The organism is Variovorax xiamenensis (assembly GCF_050916385.1).
Classification (GTDB): domain Bacteria; phylum Pseudomonadota; class Gammaproteobacteria; order Burkholderiales; family Burkholderiaceae_C; genus Variovorax.
This window is the reverse complement of the sequence record NZ_CP139038.1, coordinates 4123056-4142555: the sequence shown is the minus strand read 5'-3', so window position 1 is coordinate 4142555 and position 19500 is coordinate 4123056. Positions and strand designations below refer to the sequence as shown.

Annotated in this window: 14 protein-coding genes; 7 read left to right on the top strand and 7 right to left on the bottom strand. The window is 68.4% G+C overall.

The features are described 5' to 3' along the window. Positions 1-67: 67 nt before the first annotated feature. The 5 genes from SFB74_RS18865 to SFB74_RS18845 all read left to right on the top strand — a co-directional run bounded on the left by SFB74_RS18865 (position 68) and on the right by SFB74_RS18845 (position 3456). The gene (locus tag SFB74_RS18865; RefSeq protein ID WP_093202847.1) at positions 68-769 is read left to right on the top strand and encodes a pirin family protein; all 702 of its coding nucleotides are present in this window, start codon (positions 68-70) and stop codon (positions 767-769) included. A gap of 83 nt (positions 770-852) precedes the next feature. Then, positions 853-1269 (top strand): DoxX family protein, encoded by a 417-nt coding sequence (locus tag SFB74_RS18860; RefSeq protein ID WP_432725764.1) that lies wholly within the window; start codon positions 853-855, stop codon positions 1267-1269. A 41-nt stretch (positions 1270-1310) separates the two neighbouring features. Further along, positions 1311-1862 (top strand): flavodoxin family protein, encoded by a 552-nt coding sequence (locus SFB74_RS18855; RefSeq protein WP_093202842.1) that lies wholly within the window; start codon positions 1311-1313, stop codon positions 1860-1862. Positions 1863-2010: 148 nt separating this feature from the next. Then, positions 2011-2934, top strand: coding sequence for a pirin family protein (locus SFB74_RS18850; protein ID WP_432725762.1), 924 nt, complete (start codon positions 2011-2013; stop codon positions 2932-2934). Between the two features lie 105 nt (positions 2935-3039). Beyond that, the gene (locus SFB74_RS18845; protein ID WP_432725761.1) at positions 3040-3456 is read left to right on the top strand and encodes a hypothetical protein; all 417 of its coding nucleotides are present in this window, start codon (positions 3040-3042) and stop codon (positions 3454-3456) included. A gap of 76 nt (positions 3457-3532) precedes the next feature. Here the strand turns inward: SFB74_RS18845 and SFB74_RS18840 are convergent, their stop codons facing one another. The 5 genes from SFB74_RS18840 to SFB74_RS18820 all read right to left on the bottom strand — a co-directional run bounded on the left by SFB74_RS18840 (position 3533) and on the right by SFB74_RS18820 (position 8899). Beyond that, positions 3533-5101: a tripartite tricarboxylate transporter permease gene (locus SFB74_RS18840; RefSeq protein ID WP_432725759.1), complete on the bottom strand. Its 1569-nt coding sequence runs from the start codon at positions 5099-5101 to the stop codon at positions 3533-3535. A 4-nt stretch (positions 5102-5105) separates the two neighbouring features. After that, a complete protein-coding gene (locus tag SFB74_RS18835) occupies positions 5106-5636 on the bottom strand; it encodes a tripartite tricarboxylate transporter TctB family protein (RefSeq protein ID WP_432725757.1) in 531 nt (176 codons plus the stop codon). A gap of 167 nt (positions 5637-5803) precedes the next feature. Continuing rightward, on the bottom strand, positions 5804-7405 hold the full coding sequence (locus SFB74_RS18830) for a sensor histidine kinase (protein ID WP_432725756.1): 1602 nt from the start codon (positions 7403-7405) through the stop codon (positions 5804-5806). Next, positions 7356-8072: a response regulator gene (locus tag SFB74_RS18825; RefSeq protein ID WP_432725755.1), complete on the bottom strand. Its 717-nt coding sequence runs from the start codon at positions 8070-8072 to the stop codon at positions 7356-7358. The genes SFB74_RS18830 and SFB74_RS18825 overlap by 50 nt, the downstream gene beginning before the upstream one ends. Positions 8073-8113: 41 nt before the next feature. Beyond that, on the bottom strand, positions 8114-8899 hold the full coding sequence (locus SFB74_RS18820; RefSeq protein ID WP_432725754.1) for a sulfurtransferase: 786 nt from the start codon (positions 8897-8899) through the stop codon (positions 8114-8116). Positions 8900-9034: 135 nt separating this feature from the next. Between SFB74_RS18820 and dnaE the strand changes: the two genes are divergently transcribed. Together dnaE and SFB74_RS18810 are read left to right on the top strand one after the other, a co-directional pair. Next, positions 9035-12553, top strand: a complete 3519-nt coding sequence (dnaE, locus tag SFB74_RS18815) for a DNA polymerase III subunit alpha (RefSeq protein WP_432725752.1) — start codon at positions 9035-9037, stop codon at positions 12551-12553. A 104-nt stretch (positions 12554-12657) separates the two neighbouring features. Further along, on the top strand, positions 12658-13056 hold the full coding sequence (locus SFB74_RS18810) for a YgiW/YdeI family stress tolerance OB fold protein (protein ID WP_432725751.1): 399 nt from the start codon (positions 12658-12660) through the stop codon (positions 13054-13056). Here the strand turns inward: SFB74_RS18810 and SFB74_RS18805 are convergent. Together SFB74_RS18805 and SFB74_RS18800 are read right to left on the bottom strand one after the other, a co-directional pair. Next, positions 13040-18259 carry a DUF4011 domain-containing protein gene (locus tag SFB74_RS18805; protein WP_432725749.1) on the bottom strand — a complete coding sequence of 1740 codons (5220 nt, stop codon included), beginning with the start codon at positions 18257-18259 and terminating at the stop codon, positions 13040-13042. The genes SFB74_RS18810 and SFB74_RS18805 overlap by 17 nt on opposite strands. After that, a complete protein-coding gene (locus SFB74_RS18800) occupies positions 18256-19476 on the bottom strand; it encodes a SprT-like domain-containing protein (protein ID WP_432725748.1) in 1221 nt (406 codons plus the stop codon). The genes SFB74_RS18805 and SFB74_RS18800 overlap by 4 nt, the downstream gene beginning before the upstream one ends. Positions 19477-19500: the final 24 nt, after the last annotated feature.

Sequence of the window (19500 nt, the reverse complement as noted above, 5' to 3'; positions counted from 1 at the left end):
CGCATCCGGCGCGGCATACGAAAGAAGCCCGAGCACCCCACCGGGGCAGGGCAAAAGGAGTCCGACGATGTTGCAAGTCCGTAAATCACAGGAACGCGGTTATGCCGACCATGGCTGGCTGCGCTCGTTCCACAGCTTTTCCTTCGCCAACTACTACGACCCGGCCCACATGGGCTTCGGCAACCTGCGCGTGATCAACGAAGACCGCGTGGCGGCGGGCGCCGGCTTCGGCACCCACGGCCACAAGGACATGGAGATCATCAGCTACGTGCTCTCGGGCGAGCTGGCGCACAAGGACAGCATGGGCAACGTGGAGAGCATCCCTCCCGGCGACGTGCAGCGCATGAGCGCGGGCCGCGGCGTGATGCACAGCGAGTTCAACCACAAGGCCGACGAGACCACGCACTTCCTGCAGATCTGGATCCTGCCGAACGTGCGCGGCATCGAGCCCGGCTACGAGCAGAAGAAGTTCAGCGACGCCGAGAAGCGCGGCAAGCTGCGCCTGGTGGCCTCGCCCGACGGCAGCGAAGGCTCGGTGAAGGTGAACGCCGATGCGAGCCTGTACGCCGGTCTCTTCGACGGCGACGAAAAGGCCAGCCTGGCGCTCGACCCGAAGCGCAAGAGCTACGTGCACCTGGTGCGCGGCGAGCTCGAAGTGAACGGCCAGAAGCTCTCGGGCGGCGACGCCGCGATGCTCGAAGGCGAATCGCAGGTGACGCTGGGCGCGGGCAAGGACGCCGAAGTGCTGGTGTTCGACCTGGCCGCCTGATCTTTCCCCCTTGCCGGGCCCTGGCCGCCCGGCTTTTTTTCATCTTTCTCTTTTCCAATCCAACAACCGAGGAGTTTTCAACCATGGCAACCACCACCGCACCCAACCCCGCACAGGACACGCTCGCCCTCATCGGCCGCATCCTGATCGCCTATCTCTTCATTCCCGCCGGCATCGGCAAGCTCATGGGCTTCGGCGGTACCGTCGGCTACATCACGTCCGTCGGCCTGCCGCTGCCGGAGGTGGGCGCGGCCATCGCGATCATCGTGGAGCTGGGCTTCGGCATCGCGCTGCTCTTGGGCTTCAAGACCCGCTTGACGGCGATCGTGATGGCGGTCTTCACCGTTGCCGCAGCATTGTTCTTCCACAAGTACTGGTCGGCCCCCGATGCGATGAAGATGATGCAGCAGATCAACTTCAACAAGAACATCGCCATTGCCGGCGGCCTGCTCGCTCTCGCAGCCTTCGGTCCCGGCCGCTTCAGCATCGACAAGCGCTGATCCCACATACACACAATTCACCCGCTCAGGAGCACTGAAACATGGCAAACATCGTCGTCGTCTTCCATTCCGGCTACGGCCACACCCAGCGCGTGGCCCAGGCCGTCGCCGACGGCGCGGGCGCGCAACTGCTGGCCATCGACGCGGACGGCAACCTGCCCGAAGGCGGCTGGGAGCTGCTGGCCGCGGCCGACGCGATCATCTTCGGCTCGCCGACCTACATGGGCGGCGTGAGCTGGCAGTTCAAGAAATTCGCCGATGCCTCGTCGAAGGTCTGGTACACGCAGGGCTGGAAGGACAAGCTCTTCGCCGGCTTCACCAACAGCGCCACCATGAACGGCGACAAGGTCACGACCATGACCTACCTGTGGACGCTGGCGATGCAGCACAGCGGCATCTGGGTCAGCATGGGCATCCTGCCGAGCAACAGCAAGGCCGCCACGCGCGATGCGCTGAACTACGTGGGCGGCTATGGCGGCCTGCTGACGCAGTCGCCGTCGGACGCCAGCCCTGCCGAAATGCTCAAGGGAGATTTCGACACTGCCCGTGCTTTCGGTGAGCGCATCGGCACGGTGGCAAGATCACGAGGCTAGAACTCATCCCCCAGGCTTCGCGCACTTCGTGTCGCTGCACCAACCCCCTCGCCGGGGGCGACACCCGCGGCCCGGCAAAGCCGGTTCCGCGGTGTCCCGCGAACGGACTGCGACGAACGAAGCCGATCAATCATTCACGGAGAACACGATGACCGACGCCACCCCCGAAACCCGACTGCTCAAACCGCACGACAAGGACCTCGGAGGCGGCTTCCAGGTGAGGCGCCTGCTGCCGGCCGCGCAGCAGCGCTCCGTCGGTCCCTTCGTGTTCTTCGACCATTTCGGTCCGGCCACCGAGCAGCCGGGCAGCGAGCACGACGTGCGGCCGCATCCGCACATCGGGCTGTCGACGGTCACCTATCTTTTCAAGGGCGCGATGATGCATCGCGACAGCCTCGGCAGCGTGCAGGAGATCCTGCCCGGCGCCATCAACTGGATGACTGCGGGCCGCGGCATCGTGCACTCCGAGCGCAAGCCCGAGCGCCTGAAGGCCGACACCTACGTGAACCACGGCCTGCAGCTGTGGGCCGCGCTGCCGCAGGCGCACGAAGAAGTCGAACCCAGTTTCGAGCACACGCCGGCGGATGCGATTCCCGAGTTGGTGGAGCAGGGCGCTGCGGTGCGCGTGCTGGTGGGCGAGGCCTTCGGCGCACGTTCGCCGGTGAAGACGCTCTCTCAGACCGTGTACCTCGACATCGCGCTGCCGGCCGGCGGCCGCTTCGAGCTGCCGGCGCTGACGCCCGAGCTGGCCGTCTACGCGGTCGATGCAGATCTCGCGGTGAACGGCGAGCCGGTTCCCGTGCACACCATGGCCGTGCTGCCGGCCGGCCAGGGCGCGGTGCTGACGGCCGATGCCGCCGCGCGGCTGGTGGTGATCGGCGGCGAGCCGCTCGACGGCCCGCGCTACATCACCTGGAACTTCGTCTCGAGCCGGCGCGAGCGCATCCTTGAGGCCGGCGCCGACTGGGCCGCCCAGCGCATGGGCCACGTGCCCGGCGAGACCGAGTTCATTCCGCTGCCGGGCAAGCCCTTCGGCGTGCGCGAGCCCGACACGGGCACCACGCCGGTCTGAGGCGGTCCGGCCGGCCTGCCTTGCGAGGGCGGTAAGCTCCGCCCCGCAAGCGGCGATCGAGGGGATCGCCGTCCCAACGACATCCCCAGAAAGGGAGCAAGGCAAATGGCAGTCTTTCGTACACCCGAGGTTGCACCGGGCGAATACGGCGATCTCTTCGAGTTCCTGATGAAGGAGCTGAAGCTCTTCAAGCGGCAGCTGGTCATCATGCTCAAGCATGTGCAGACCGGCGAGTCGATGGTCTACCAGCAGGCCTGGTACGACTTCCACCTCAAGGACAGGCTCACGCAGCTGCTCAAGGCTGACGACTACGCGGCCGTCGCCGAGCTGCCGATCAACAAGGAAGGCCAGACCGGCATCTACATCGAGACCCGCTACGTGAAGAGCGGCAAGCTCGTGGGCATGCAGCTCGTGGAGGCCCGGCCGCACGAGGGCGGGCGCTACGTCGGCCTGACGCCGGCCTCGGTGTTCACCGATGGCGACGGCGAGCGCCTGCTGGCGTTCGCGCAGAAGCTCAAGTAGGCGGCGGACGGAAAAACCGCAGACATGAAAAAGGCCCGCGTCGCGGGCCTTTTCTTTTGCCGTTTGCGCTGGTCGCTTACTTGCCGCCGATCGACACGGTCTCGGCAGGCGGCGCGCCCTCCGGCGTCTTCGGCAGCTCGACCATGCCCTTGCGGCCACCGCGGCCGCGCCACGCGGAGTAGCTCACGCCCAGCAGCAGCAGAGCGCACAGCCCGATGAACGTGGCGCTGATCGGCCGGGTCACGAACACCGACATGTCGCCGCGCGACAGCAGCAGTGCGCGGCGGAAGTTTTCCTCCACCATCGGCCCGAGCACGAAGCCCAGCAGGATCGGCGCGACAGAGAACTCCAGCGTCATCAGCACCGCGCCGACGATGCCGAAGACCAGCACTTCCCAGATCTGGAACAGGCTGTTCTGCGTGCTGTACACGCCGGTTGCAATGAAGAACATCGCGGCCGGGAACAGGTACTTGTAGGGCACCTTCAAGAGCTTCACCCACACGCCGATCAGCGGCACGTTCAGGATCACGAGGATCACGTTGCCGATCCAGAACGAGGCGATCAGGCCCCAGAAGATGTCCGGATGCTCGGTGATGAGCTGCGGGCCGGGCTGGATGCCCTGGATCAGCAGCGCACCCAGGATCAGCGCCATCACAGCGTCGCCCGGAATGCCCAGGCTCATCGTCGGGATGAAGTCGACCTGCGTCTTCGAGTGCGCCGAGGCCTCGGGGCCGGCCACGCCTTCGATCATGCCGGTGCCGAACTTGTTCGGCGTCTTCGACACCTTGCGCTCCAGCGCGTAGGCGATGAAGGTGGTGATGGTCGGGCCCGTGCCCGGCATCGCGCCGAACACCGTGCCGACGATGGTGCCGCGGATCATCGCGGGGAAGGCGCGCTTGAGCTCTTCCTTGCTCGGGCGCATGTCGCTGAGCTTGAGCGTGCCAGTGTCGCCTATGGTCTTCATGCGGTTCACGTTGAGCAGGAAGTCGGCCACGCCGAACAGGCCCATCGAGATCGCCACCAGCTCGAGGCCGTCGCTCAGCTCGGGCAGGCCGAAGGCGAAGCGGAAGCTGCCGCTGTTCACGTCGGTGCCGACCACGCCGCACAGCAGGCCGAAGAGCGTCATTGCCACGCCCTTGAGCGGCGAGCCGCGCGACATGGTGGAGCCGGCCAGCAGGCCCAGCAGCATGATCGAGAAGATCTCGGTCGGGCCGAACTTGAACGCGATCTGCACCAGCAGCGGCGAGGCGAAGATCATCACGATGATGCCGACCGAGGCCGCGAGGAACGAGGCGATCATCGTCACCCCGAGCGCCACGCCCCCTTTGCCCTGCTTGGTCATCGGGTACCCGTCGAGACAGGTCACCGCGTGCGGCGGGTGCGAGGGCATGTTCATCAGGATGGCGCCGATGGCGCCGCCGTACTGCGAGCCGTAGAAGATGCCGGCCAGCATCAGGATGGCGGGCACCGGATGCATCACGTAGGTGAGCGGCAGCAGGATCGAGATGGCCTGCAGCGCGCCCATGCCCGGCAGCACGCCGATCAGGTTGCCCACCAGCACGCCGAAGAAGGACCACATCAGGTTCGAGCCCTGGAAGGCCACGCCGAAGCCGAACCAGAGGTCGTGGAGCGATTGACCGATCATGGCTTCAGCCTCCCCATTGGAACAGGGGCAGCTGCAGCTTCAGCGCCCACCAGAAGACCACCACCGCGATGAAGCACATCGCGAGCGAGAGCAGCAGCGCCTCGGTCAGCGTGTTGTCGCGGTCGCCGAGCGCCGAGATGAACACGATGGCGAAGGTCGCGGGCAGCAGTCCGCCGTATTCGCCGAAGAGCAGGAAGGCGAGGATGCCGAGCACGATGCAGATGCATCCGCGCAGGTCGGGCATGCCGCCCGGATGGCCGTGCGAGGCAGCTTCCTCGCTCGCGCCGCCGCCGGACTTGTCGCCGCGCGCGGAGACCGCGATGAGCAGGCCCGTGAGCGCCAGCAGCGCGCCGAGCGCGACGGGGAAGAAGCCCGGGCCCATGTGCGCCAGCTCGCCCACGCGATAGCCGACACCCGCGTAGACGGCCGCGAGGCCGACCACGATCAGCAGCGCGCCGCCGTAGTAGTCTTTCTTGAATTTCGAAGCGGGCCGGGGCGCGTGCGAGGCCGGATCTTCACCGAGCTGGTGCTGCATAAGTCTCCTTCGTTTGGAAGGAGGGCAGTCTAGGAATCGAGACTTTCAATCCCCTTTCGGGAGAGGCTCGTACAGCCTTGCGGGCCGCAAAATACGTGTAATCACGTACCGGCGTATCCGGTGAAACCCTTGCAAAAACGGGCCCTGATGCGGGGCTCGCGCGACGCTCACGAAGCGTGCAGCGGCAGCCTCAGCGTCGCGCGCAATCCGCCACCGTTGGGACGCTCGGGCGTGTCGGCATTGGCCAGTTCGATCTCCCCGCCGTTGCGCCGCGCATAGCCGCGTGCGATGGTGAGGCCCAAGCCCGCGCCCTGTGCGGCGCCTGTGCCGGTGGCACTGTCGCGATGGAAGCGCTCGAACACGCTTTCGCGCCGCTCGGGCGCGATGCCCGGTCCGCTGTCGCACACCTCGGCCAACGCATGCGTGGCGTCGCGCCGCACGGTCACGGTGATGTTGCCGCCGCGCGGCGTGTACTTGATGGCGTTGTGCACGAGGTTGGCGAGCACCTCGTGCAGCTCGGCCGCGTTGGCCGAGACGGGCAGCACGGGCGGGTCGTCGGCATCGTCGCCGGCTTCGTCGGTCCCGTCCGTGTTGTCGTCATCGGTGCCGATGTCGCCGCGCGCATCGACCCAGCCCAGGTCCTGGTCGTTCTCGCGCGCGAGCGGCAGGTATTGCAGCACTACGCCACGCGCAATGGCGTTGAGGTCAACCACTGCCGCGCCGGCCGGCGCTGCTTCGTCTCCCGCGGTGGCGTGGGCCAGCGCCAGCAGTTGCTCGCTCAGGCGGCGCGTGCGCGCGAGCTGCGCGACGATGGCGTGCAGCGATTCGCGCATGCGTGCCGGATCGGTCTCGCGCACCGCGTAGCCGGCCTGGATCGACAGGATGCTCAGCGGCGTGCGCAGCTGGTGCGAGGCATCGGCCAGGAACTGCGACTGCTCGGCGACCATGCGCCGGTGCCCCGCGATATGGTGGTTGACCGCATCGACCAGCGGCGCGACTTCATGCGGCACGCCGCTGGCGTCGAGCGGCGTGAGGTCGTCGCGGGGGCGCTCGCGCAGCGAGCGGCGCAGGCGCTCCAGCGGGCGCAGCGTCCAGGCCACGCCCAGCCACACCAGCAGCGCCATCACCACCACCATGCGCGTGTCGCGCAGCACCTCCTGGCGCAGCGTCTCGGCCTGCGCCTCGGTGCGCGGGCCCGTGCCTTCGGCAGCCTGGATCAGCACGCTGTAGGCCTCGCCGGGGTGGACGCTGTCGTACACCGTCTGGCGCAGCGCGGCCACGCGCACCGGGTGCTGCTGGTAGACCGCGTCGTAGAACACCGGCGTGCCGTCGGGCGGGCGATGCGCGGGGCGCGGCAGGCCGGGCACGCCCATGAGCGTGGTCTCGGGTGAACTCACGTCCAGCGTCCCGCCCTTGGGTATGCGCTGCACGCCCACGTGCAGGTACTTGTAGCGCAGCCGCGTGGACTCGAACATCGCCTGGATCGAGAAGGGCTCCTGCACGCGCACGCTGCCGTCGCTGGCCACCACGATGCCGTTGGCCAGCGCCTGAACGGGTTCGAGCAGGCTCTGGTCGTAGGCGACCACGAGCGAATCGGTCAGCGCGCGGTAGTCGTTCCAGCTGTCCAGCGCCAGCAGCACGACCAGGCCCGGCAGCAGCAGCGCGAGCAGGCGCGCGCGGATGCCGAAGCGCTGGGGCTGCTGCAGCGGCTGCTGCTGTTCAGTAGCCCGTGTCGGAGGGCTCGTCGCTGGCTGGGGCTGAGGATCCATCGGCAATGCTCTCCAGCATGTAGCCCAGGCCGCGCACGGTGACGATGCGCACGTCGCTGTCCGCGAGCTTGCGCCGCAGCCGGTGCAGCACCACCTCGATGGCGTCGGGGCCGGCGGTGCTGTCGTTGGTGAACACCTTGGCGAAGAGCTGCGACTTGCCCACCGGCGAGCCGCTGCGCAGCAGCAGGGCGGTGAGCGCGGCCTGCTCGCGCGGCGTGAGCGACAGCAGCGTGCCGCGCAGCGTGAAGGCGCGGCTCTGGCTGTCGTAGGAGAGCGAGGCGCACTGCAGGCGCGGGTGCTGCTTGCCGCGGCTGCGGCGCACCAGCGCGGACAGCCGCGCTTCGAGCTCCTCCAGCTCGAAGGGCTTGGTCAGGAAGTCGTCGGCGCCCAGGTTCAGGCCGCGCACGCGGTCCTGCAGCGCGCCCTGCGCGGTGAGGATCAGCACCGGCGTGCGGTCGTCCGCCGCGCGCATGTCGGCCAGCACGCTCAGGCCGTGCTTGTCGGGCAGGCGCAGGTCGAGCACGACGGCGTCGTACTCGGTGCCGGCCATGAAGGCTTCGGCGGTGCGCGCGTCGGGCGCATGGTCGGGCACGAAGCCGCTTTGGGTGAGCGCGCGGATCAGCCACGAGGCCATGTCCAGTTCGTCTTCCACCAGGAGGATGCGCATGGGAGGCCTGTCGCGTCTTGCGGTTGTCGTTGTTGCCGTCGTTACTGCTTGATGGCGAGGTCGGGGTCTTCCGAGGCGCGGGCGCTGGCGCGCGCCGAACGCGCGCTCAGGTCGGGCGCCAGGGCCTCGCGCCCGTCGAAGACGAAGCAGTCGCCCTTGTAGTGCGCGCCGCCGACTTCCTCGAAGTACTTGAGGATGCCGCCTTCGAGCTGCAGCACGTTCTCCACGCCTTCCTCGTGCATCAGGATGGCGGCCTTCTCGCATCGGATCCCGCCGGTGCAGAAGCTCACCACCGTCTTGCCCTTGAACTCGTCGCGGTGCGCGCGCAGGGCGGGCGGGAATTCGGTGAACTTGCCGATGCGCCAGTCGATGGCGCCTTCGAAGCTGCCGTAGTCGACCTCGAAGGCGTTGCGCGTGTCGAGCAGGGCGATCTCGCGTCCCTCGTCGTCGTGGCCCTGGTCGAGCCAGCGCTTGAGCGTCGGGGCGTCCACGCCGGGCGCGCGGCCCGCGGAAGGGCGGATGGCAGGGTGGTCCATGCGGATGATCTCGCGCTTGAGCTTCACCAGCATGCGGCGGAAAGGCTGGCCGGCCGACCAGCTTTCCTTGGCCTCGAGGTCGGCGAAACGGGCGTCGGCGCGCAGATGGGCCAGGAAGGCCCGCACGCCATCGGCCGTTCCGGCCAGGAACATGTTGATACCTTCGGGCGCCAGCAGGATGGTGCCCATGAGCCCCAGGGCCTGGGTGCGGGCACGCAGGTCTTCGCGCAGCGCGGGGCTGTCGTCGATGGCCACGAACTTGTAGGCCGCGATATTCAAAATCTCTTGCACGGGGCGGGATTTTAGGTGCCGGCGGAATATCGCCCGGGTGCGGGGCCTCTGCCGGGCCACGGCGGGGTGTTGCCGAGGGCAATTTCAGGGATTGCCAACCCACATCGTGGAGGGGCTGCTTTCTACAATGCAGGCATGTTTGTTCACCTGCGCCTGCACACCGAGTTTTCCGTCGTCGACGGCACCAACCGAATCGACGATGTCGTCAAGGCCGCCGCTGCCGACAAGCAGCCTGCGCTGGCCATCACCGACCTGAACAACCTGTTCGGGGCCGTCAAGTTCTACAAACAGGGCCGGGGCAAGGGCGTCAAGCCCATCGTCGGCGCCGAAGCCTTCGTGGACGGGCTGGGCAAGGAGCCCGGCGCGCTGACCCGCATCGTGCTGCTGGTGCAGAACATGGAGGGCTACCTCAACCTGTCCGAGCTGCTGGCGCGGGCTTGGACACAGAACGTGGGCAGGGGCCAGTCGCAGGCGGCCTGCAAGCTGGAATGGCTGCAGGAGCTCTCGGGCGGGCTGATCGCGCTCTCGGGCGCCCAGGCGGGGCCGCTGGGGCAGCCGCTGCTGCAGGGGCAGGGCGAGCGCGCCGCCGAACTGGCGCTGCAGCTGGCCGGCATCTTTCCGCACCGTTTCTACATCGAGCTGCAGCGCGCGGGCCGGCCTGAAGACGAGCCGCACGTCGTTGCCGCCGTGCAGCTCGCAGCCCGGCTGCACCTGCCGGTGGTCGCCACGCACCCGGTGCAGTTCGCCGAGCGCGAGGACTACGAGGCGCACGAGGCGCGCGTGTGCATCTCGGAAGGCGAAATCCTCGGCAACCCGCGCCGGGTGCGCCGTTTCACCGAGGAGCAGTATTTCAAGTCGAGCGCCGAGATGCAGGCGCTTTTCGCCGACGTGCCCAGCGCGCTGGCCAACACGGTCGAGATCGCCAAGCGCTGCAACCTGACGCTGGTGCTGGGCAAGCCGCAGCTGCCGGACTTTCCGACGCCCTTCATCGCCGAAGGCGTGCGCATGCCCATCGACGACTTCTTCCGTCAGGAGTCGTTCGAAGGCCTCGAGTTGCGCCTGAAGCACCTCTACCCCGACGAGGCCAAGCGCGACGCCGAGCGCCCGCGCTACGTCGAGCGGCTGGAGTTCGAGATCAACACCATCCTGAAGATGGGCTTCCCCGGCTACTTCCTGATCGTGGGTGACTTCATCCAGTGGGCCAAGAACAACGGCTGCCCGGTGGGCCCGGGCCGGGGCTCGGGTGCCGGCTCGCTGGTGGCCTACGCGCTGAAGATCACCGACCTCGACCCGCTCGAATACAAGCTGCTGTTCGAACGTTTCCTGAATCCCGAGCGCGTCTCGATGCCCGACTTCGACATCGACTTTTGCCAGGGCAACCGCGACCGCGTGATCGACTACGTGAAGGACAAGTACGGCCGCAACGCCGTGAGCCAGATCGCCACCTTCGGCACCATGGCCGCGCGCGCGGCCATCCGCGACGTGGGCCGCGTGCTCGATATGAGCTACATGTTCTGCGACGGCATCAGCAAGCTGATTCCGAACAAGCCCGGCATGTCGGTCACGCTGCAGTACCCGCCCGAGAAGAAGATCGAGGGCGACAAGAACAACTACGCCATCGAGATGGAGCCGCAGCTCGCGGAGCGCATCGAGAAGGAAGAAGAAGTCAAGATGCTGGTCGAGCTCGCGCAGAAGCTCGAAGGCATGACCCGCAACATCGGCATGCACGCCGGCGGCGTGCTCATCGCGCCGGGCAAGCTCACCGACTTCTGCCCGCTCTACCAGCAGCCCGGCAGCGAATCGGCTGTGAGCCAGTACGACAAGGACGACGTCGAAGCCATCGGCCTAGTGAAGTTCGACTTCCTGGGTCTTGCCACGCTCACGATCCTGGAGATCGCGCGCGAGTTCATCATGAAGCGCCACAAGGGCCAGGAGAACTTCGCGTTCGAGAACATCCCGCTGAACGACGGGCCCACCTACAGGCTCTTCTCCGACGGCAAGACCGAGGCCGTGTTCCAGTTTGAAAGTCGCGGCATGCAGGGCATGCTGAAGGACGCGCGCCCCACGCGCCTGGAAGACCTGATCGCGCTGAACGCGCTGTACCGCCCGGGCCCTATGGACCTGATTCCCAGCTTCGTGGCGCGCAAGCACGGCCGCGAGGACGTGGAGTACCCGCACCCGGCCGTGGCCGAGATGCTCTCCGAGACCTACGGGATCATGGTCTACCAGGAGCAGGTGATGCAGACCGCGCAGATCCTGGGCGGCTACTCGCTCGGCGGCGCCGACCTGCTGCGCCGCGCGATGGGCAAGAAGAAGCTCGAGGAGATGGCCGAGCACCGCGAGAAATTCCGCGCGGGTGCGCTCAAGACCCATGGCATCGAGCAGGACAAGGCCGACGAAATCTTCGACCTGATGGAGAAGTTCGCGGGCTACGGCTTCAACAAGTCGCACGCCGCCGCCTACTCGCTGCTGGCGTATCACACGGGCTGGCTCAAGGTCCACTACACGGCCGAGTTCTTCTGCGCCAACATGACCGTGGAAATGGACGACACGGACAAGCTCAAGCTGCTGTTCGAGGACGCCCAGAAGAATTTCGGCATCACCTTCGAGCCGCCGGACGTGAACCGCGGCAACTACCGCTTCGAGCCGGTCACCAACAAGATCATCCGCTACGGCCTTGGCGCCGTGAAGGGCACGGGCCAGCTCGCGGTCGAGGCCGTGGTGCGCGCGCGCGAGGAGGGCGGGCCGTTCAAGAGCCTGTACGACTTCTGCGTGCGCATCGACCGCCAGCGCATCAACAAGCGCACCGTGGAAGCGCTCATCAAGGCCGGCGCCTTCGACGCCATCCAGCAGAACCGCGCATCGCTGGTCGCCTCGCTGGACCGCGCCTTCGAGTTCGCCAACGCCACGGCGGCCAACGCCTCGCAGGTCGACATCTTCGGCGACTCCGAGCACGGCTCCGCCACCGCCGAGCCCGACCTGGTCGACGCCACGCCCTGGGGCGTGAAGGAACGCCTGACGCTGGAGAAGACGGCCGTCGGCTTCTACCTCTCGGGCCACCTGTTCGACGAGGTCTCGCACGAGGTGCGGCGCTTCTGCAAGCGCGAGATCACCGACCTGCTCGACAGCCGCGACCAGCAGGTCATCGCCGGCATCGTGAGCGACTTCCGCGTCATCAACGGACAGCGCGGCCGGCTCGCGATCTTCAAGCTCGACGACAAGTCGGACTCCATCGATGCCACGGCCGACGAGGCGCTCATCAACGCCAACCGCAACACGCTGAAGGACGACGAGCTCGTCATCGTCAGTGGCCGGCTGCAGCCCGCGCGCGGCGGCTTCGAGGCGCGCTTCCAGGTGCAGCAGGTGTGGGACCTGGCCTCGGCGCGCTGCCGCTTCGGCAAGTTCCTGCGCGTGGCGGTGAACGGCAAGGCGCCCGACATCGCGCGCCTCTTGAAGGACTTTCCGCCGCGCACCGAGCAGACCGAGGTGGGCGACCTGATCCAGGGCCTGCCGGTGCGGTTGTCGATGGCGCGCGCTGGCGCGCAGGTCGAGCTGCAGCTGGGCGACCGCGCCAAGTTCTTCCCGACCGACGCGGCGCTGGCCAGCTGGACAGCACAGGCCGAAGCGGGCAAGGCGCTGATCGTCTACGACTGATTCCTGCAGGCGCGATGACAAGTGCCCGGCGGGCGTGGGCTCTTTGAAGCCCTCGCTAGGATGCCTCCTGCCTTTCAACCGTGAAGCTCAAGGAGGAAACCGCCGTGAAGAAACAGTCCCTCGTCATCGCATTGGCCCTGGCATTGCCCTTTGCCGCCTCGGCCCAGTACTCCGGCCCGAGCACCCAGCCGGCCACCGGATCGGGCACGCCGTATGCCGGCCCGAGCACCGTGCCGACGATGACCGTGAAGCAGTTGCTCGACACCGGCAAGGACGACCAGCACGTCACGCTGCGCGGCTTCATCGTGTCGCACGACGGCGGCGAGCACTACACCTTCGCGGACGACACCGGCCGCATCAAGGTGGAGATCGACGCCAAGCACTTCCCGCCGGGCGTGAAGATCGACGACAAGGTGCGTGTCGAGGTCACGGGCGAGTTCGACAAGGACCTGATCGGCAGCAAGGTCGAACTCGACGTGAAGCGCCTCAGCGTGCTGCGCTGATCTCCTCCTTGGATGCAGCCCCGGCCTTCGCCAGGGCCTGCTCGATCTGTTCGAGCACCGCGTCGGGCTCGTGCAGCCAGTCCTTGCCCAGCACCTGAAGCACCCGCCAGCCGAAGGCATCGAGGATGCGCGGGCGCGAGACGTACCGCTCCAGCACGTTGCGGTTCTCGTAGTGCGTGGCGGTGTCGACCAGGATGCCGAGCGCGTAGTGGCCATCGTTCGGTGATGAGCCGGGCGCGCGCAATGCGAGGTCGCAGCGGAAGCGCGACTGCCCCACCTGTTCGTCCACCGCATGGCCGCGCGCACGCAGCGCGGCGGCGATCTGCGCCGTCACATCGTCGGCCCGCGCATGACGCGGACCGCCGCTGCCGCGCGTGAGCGGGTTCATGCCTTCGAGCACTCGCCTTGCCGTGCCCGCATCGCCGCGCGAGAGGCATTCCGAATAGCGCAGGAAGTTCTTCAGCGCGGCCGCGCCCTCGTTGTGGTCGTTGGTGATCGCCTCGTGCCGGATGGTCGAGACCACCGCCATGTGGTGCCGCGCGCGGCTGAAGATCACGTTGAGCCGCTTCTCGCCGCCGCGCTGGTTGATCGGTCCGAAGTTCATCAGCATGCGGCCCTCGGGGTTCGGCCCGTAGCAGATGCTCAGCAGGATGATGTCGCGCTCGTCGCCCTGAACGTTCTCGAGGTTCTTGATGAAGAGGCCGCAGAACTGGTCGTCCTCCTCGCGCACGTACTCGGCTTCGAGCCGGGCCGCGAAGGCGCTGTCGACGGAGGCCAGCGCTTCCAGCTCTTCCTCGATCTCGCCCTGCTGCGCCTCCGAGAAGGCCACGATGCCCAGGCTCAGGCCGGTCTCGCGGCGCAGCAGTTCGCGCACCAGCTGCGCGATGTGGCGCGCCTCGCCCTCGTTGACGCGGCTCTCGTACACCGCGTCGGTCACGCGGTGGAAGCTGATGGCGCGCGAGAGCAGCGCATCGACTTGCGCCGCCACGGATTCTTCCGACGGGGTGCGCGACTGCACCAGGATCTCGTCGCGCTCGGGCACCGGCAGGCTGCGGTCCGGAATGGTGTAGAGGTTGCCCGCGTAGAAGGCCGCGTTCGAGAAACCGATGAGCGACTCGTAGCGGCTGCGGTAGTGCCAAGCCAGCAGTGTGGCGGGCAGGTTGCGCGCGCCCTGGTTCAGCAGGCTGTCGGCGTCGAGCACCACGGCGATGCGGTCGCCTTCCTCCTCGACCGAGACGGTTTCGTCCTCGGGGTCGCGGCCGGACGAGAAGAAGCTGGTCGGCGGCAGCTGCATCTCGTCGCCCACCACGATGATCTGCGGCGCGCGGTACAGCGCGGGCACGGCTTCCTCCACCGGGATCTGGCTGGCCTCGTCGAAGATCACCACGTCGAACAGGTCGGCCGCCAGCGGCAGTGTGTCGGACACCGACAGCGGGCTCATGAGCCAGATCGGCTTCATGTCGCGCACCACCTGGCCAGTGTCGCCGCTGGCGAGCTCGCGGATCGCCTTGTAGCGCATGGTCTTGCCGAACTCGTGCTCGAGCTCGCGGCGGCCGGCGTTGTAGCTCTTCTTGAAGAGCTTGCCCTCGGCGTCGAGCTGGCTGGCTGAGAGAGCGCTCTTCTGCACATGGTCGCGGAAGCGCTGCCGCACGGCGGCTGCCAGCGTGCGGGCGTTGCGCCCCAGCAGCTTGCGTTCGGCCTCGGCCAGCCGTTGTGCATGGCGCGCGAGCGCGGCGCCGTCGAAGCGCGGGAGCCAGCGCTCGGCGCGATAGACGCGCTCCAGGCTTTCGCGGGCCACGGCGTATTCGATGGCATCGGGTGGCAATGGCAGAGTGCGAAGCGCCGTGGCGACGGCCGGATCGGCATCGGCCAGTTCCTGCAGCGGCACCAGCACCGAGGGCAGGGCATCGGCCTGTTCGCGCAGGGTGCGGGCCAGCTTTTCGAGCGCGTCCAGCGGCTGGCCGGCGGCGTCGTGCAGCAAGTCGCGCAGCAGGGCGTCGAGCGTGTCGACGTGCACGCCGGCTGCGGCAAGCTGCTCGACGCTGCGGGTGGCGGCGCTGGCGCCGGTGCGCAGATGGGCCTGGAATTCCGCGCGCAGGCCGGTGGTGCCGTTGGGACTGCGCAGCGCCTGCAGTTGCTGCACGAAGGCTTCGGGGTCGGCACAGCCGTAGTCGGCCTCGATCCGCACCTGGTGCTTCTGCACGGCGGCGCGGGCCGTGTGCTCGGCCAGCAACTGTTCGAGGATCTGCCCAGGCTGCGGGCGCACTGCGTGGGCGGCGAAGTTGTAGCGGCGCTTGAGTTCGCCGTGCAGGCGCCACCACGATGGCTTGAGCCAGCGCAGCACCGAGCCCTGCTGGGCGCGGGCCTGCGCGAGGCCGGCTTCGGTGTCGGCGGGTGTGAGCTTGTCGCGCCACTGGGCGGTGCGCTGCAGCGCTTCGTCCAGCGCCTGAGTCAGGCCATGGCGCTCGGACATGGTGTTGCCGAGCGCGAGGCTGTCGGCGTGCGTGCCGTCGAGCAGGCTGAGCTGTCCGCGCGCGGCCAGCGAGGCTACGCGTCGCGCGTCGGCCACTACGGCCAAGGCGTCGGCCCATGTGGCGCGGGCTTCGGCGAGCGGCGGCCAGGCGCCGACCAATGCATCGCGACAGGCGCCGCTCGAATCGGCGGCGCGTTCGGAGAGTTCGACCAGCTTCGCCAGCGGCTTTTCCTGTCGCAGCATCGAGGGCGAGAGCAGCGAGAACACATGCTGCGCGAAGTTCGTCGTGCCCAGGCTTTCGGTCACGGCCAAGTGCAGCCGCGAGATCAGCTCCGCGTGGCCACGCCAGGCGGCGAAGGCGGGCAGCGCCTCGGCCTGCAGCGGCGTCAGCGCCGGGTCATGCGGCTTGAGCGCGATCAGCCGAGAGACCAGCTCGCGCAGCGTCACCGCGATGTGCGCCGGCACCTCGCGCATGGCGGCGTCGAAGCGTTCCAGCGCGCGCAGGTCGAGTTCCATCGCATCGACCAGCTGACCGCGCTCGGCGCTTTCCTGCGTCAGTTCTTCCGGCGCTTCGAGCCAGTGCTCGTAGGTCTTGCGCAGGTTCTGCACGAAGGCCTTCTTGTCGCCCTGCGAGTCGTGGATCATGCAGCACAGCTCGTCCAGCCCCTGCTGCCGCAGGCGGTGGAACACGACGTCGATGGCCGCGCGCTTCTCGCACACGAAGAGCACGCGCTTGCCGCGCCCCACGTAGTCGGCGATCAGGTTGGTGATGGTCTGCGACTTGCCCGTACCCGGAGGGCCTTGAATGATGTAGCTGGTGCCCGTGCGCGCCAGCGCGACTGCGGCGGTCTGCGTGGCGTCGGCCTGCACCACGGGCCACTGCTCGGCGAGCGGCAGCGAGGGCGGCGCCTCGGCATCCACCTGGCGCGGCTGCAGCGAGAACACGCGGTCGAAGGCCTCGTTGGCGATGCTGGACTCGGCCAGCCCCGAGTAGTCGCGCACCAGCGACATCTTGCGGTGGTTGAAGTTGCCCAGCGTCACGGCCGTGAGGTCGATGTCCCACTGGTACGGATTGCCGGAGCTTTCGCGCAGCTCGATGGTCTTGCGCTCGGTCTCGGCCGAGGCGGCGGCGGGAGCCATCTGCGGCGCGCGCGGCTGCGGCCTTGCGCCGACGGCGTCCCGCACCGGCAGCGGCACGCCGCGCACGCGCGCGTGGAAGAGCTGCAGCCCCAGCGGGCGGAAGTCGTCGTGCGCGTAGCTGAAGTCGTGCACCGCGGCCGGCAGTGCCGAGGTTGTGCGCACCCGCGTGCGGCGCTTGAACTGTTCGAGCCGCTGCCGCGCGCGCTGGTGGATCAGCGCGATCTCGGGCTGGCGCACCAGCCGCAGCTGCACGCCGGGCTCGCTCTGCGCGATCTGCGCTGCGAGCTGGGCGTGGAACTGCTCGATGGCGGTCTCGCGCAGGTCCACCGTCTCGGGCAGCACGATGCCGTAGAGCTGGCGCAGGTGATGCCGCAGCGTGGGGTTGACCTGCGCCTCGCTGGCCGAGGCCTCGAGCAGGTACTGGTCGCGCACGCCTTTCTTGCGTGTGAGCTCCACCGGCAGCATCAGCAGCGGCGACGCGATGCGCTCGGCCGCGTCTTCCTTCAGGTTGTGCCAGCGCAGGAAGGCGATGACCAGCGACAGCTGCGAGAAGCCGTATTCGGAGCGATCGCGCCGCGCCTCCTGCAGGATGCGGTCGAGCGCGCCGGGCAGGTAGGGCTGGTCCTCGAAGCGCAGCCAGCGCGCCAGCGGCACGGGGCTGCAGGCGGTGATGTCGGAGGCGAAGCGGCCGTCCCACAGGCAGAGCTGGTCGACGCGGATGCTGTGCATGTCGACCACCAGCGGCACGCTCGCGATGGTGAGGTTCACGTGCGCCTGCGTGGGCTTGAAGTACAGCAGCCGGTTGCGCCGCGACAGGTCGAACAGTCGGTCGCGCAGGTGCAGCTGGATCGCCTCGCGGCGCTGGCCGGCGCCGTCCTTCGCGGGAGCGATGCGTTCCAGGCCCAGGTCCAGCGGCTGGTCGCGATAGGTTTCGAGGCGGCGGATCACCGAGGGCAGGTCGCGCGCGCGCTCGTGGCGGTCGAGCGCCGTCATCTCGAAGATCACCGCGGCCACCACCGGATGCAGCCGGCGGTTCAGGTTGAACAGGTTGCCGCGATTCGCGACGAAGCGGCCCAGCTCCTCGCCGTCGTTGAAGTCGAGCCCGCACGAAAGGCTGGCGAGCACCTGGCCCAGGCACAGGATGTCGCTGAGCGCGTCGTGATGCGCGAAGCGCTGCTCCCAGGCGCCGTAGCCGGGCAGGTAGACCGGGCGCGTCGGCAGTGCATCGGGCGCGGCGTCGGCCATGAGCATGAGGTTCTCGACCGAGAAGCCGGCATCGGCGTCGATGGTCACGCGCTGTTCGCCGACCACGCGCAGCACCGAGGCGGCGGGCTGTTCCAGCGGGGCGATGGCTTCGAGATTGCGGAGCGGCTCGGTGCCTTCAGGCTGCGCGAGCGTGAGCGCCGGGGCCTCGGTGACGCGGTAGGCAAACGCGCTGCCGAGGGCGGCGACCTTGCCCTGCTCGTGCAGGGCGGACACCTCGCGCAGCAGCGGCAGCACCAGCTTGAGCACGTCGTCGGTCTGCAGGCCGCCGTGCGCGTCGGCGGCGTCGATCAGCTGCAGCAGGGGGGCGGATGCCTGTGTCGTCATGTGGTCGCGGCTTGCTGGTGCTGGGACTGCGCCTTGTCGAGCAGGGCGGCGGCTTCGCGCTTCACGCGCGTGAGGTTGCGCTTGGGAAAGCGCATGTCCTTGACCACGCGCTGCTCCAGCGGCCCGGCGCAGCCCAGCGCTTCCGCGATGCCGAGCGCGGCGGCGAGGGTGATGTCGTCGAGCTCGGGGTCGGCCGCGACGAAGTCGACCAGCACGCTGGCCAGGTAGTCGTGCAGGCCGGCGGGCACCTCCTCGGGCGGCGGCATGGCCGAGCCGGGCGGCTTGAAGTCGGGGAAGAAGCGGCGCGCGTGCGCCAGCAGCGGCTCCGACTGCAGGAAGGGCCGCTGCAGCAGCTGCGCGATGGTGGCACGCGTGATCGCGCCCACGCGTTGCTGGCCGAGGATGTCGAGCGTGCCCAGGTCGAGCGGGCCTTCGAGCGCGCCTGCCAGCCATTCGTCGGCATCGGGCTCGCGGTCGGTCCACAAGCGCAGCGCACGGGCGCGCACGAACACTTCGGGGTGGCTCGTGCCGCGCGTCTGCATGTCGGGCGCGGCGCAGATCTCCTCGGCCTGCTGCAGGTAGCTGGCGGCGTTGACCTGGCTCAGGCCAGTCTGCACTTTCACCAGCGCGCTCACCGCCGGCTCCAGCGCGCCGCAGGCCACGCAGCCGCCGCGATCGGCAAAGGCCTCGGTGTAGAGCGCGTAGCGGCGTGCCGCCTGCAGGTGGCTGGCATCGGCGCGCGGGTCGGCCGCGGTGGCGTTCAGCAGCCGGTCGACGACGTGGTACCTGCCGCCGTCGAGTTCCCACAGCAGGTAGTGGGCCAGCTCATGGCCCAGCACGGCCTGCATCTCGGCGCCCTGCAGGCGCTCCAGCAGCGGGCCCGAGAGCACGATGTGCGCCTCGCCGGGCATGAAGTGGATCGCGGCGTTCATCGCGCCGTCGCCCGCCTGGTAGAGCGTGACGGCCGCGGTGATGCCCAGGCGCTGTGCCGCGGCCTGGGCGTGCGAATGCAATTCGGGGTGCGCGGCCGCGTCGAGCCGGTAGGAGTTGCGCAGCAGTTCGGCGCGCACGGCGGCGGCGTGCTCCTCGCGCGCCTCGGCGGAGGCGGCCCAGCGCCAGACCTCGGGCTCGTTCGCCTCCAGCCATGCGGCCAGGGCGCGCTGGTAGGGCAGCGGAGTCAGGTCTTCGAGGCTTACGGCAGGGGTGGTTTCGACCATGTCAGGAGCGCCGGCAACAAGTGT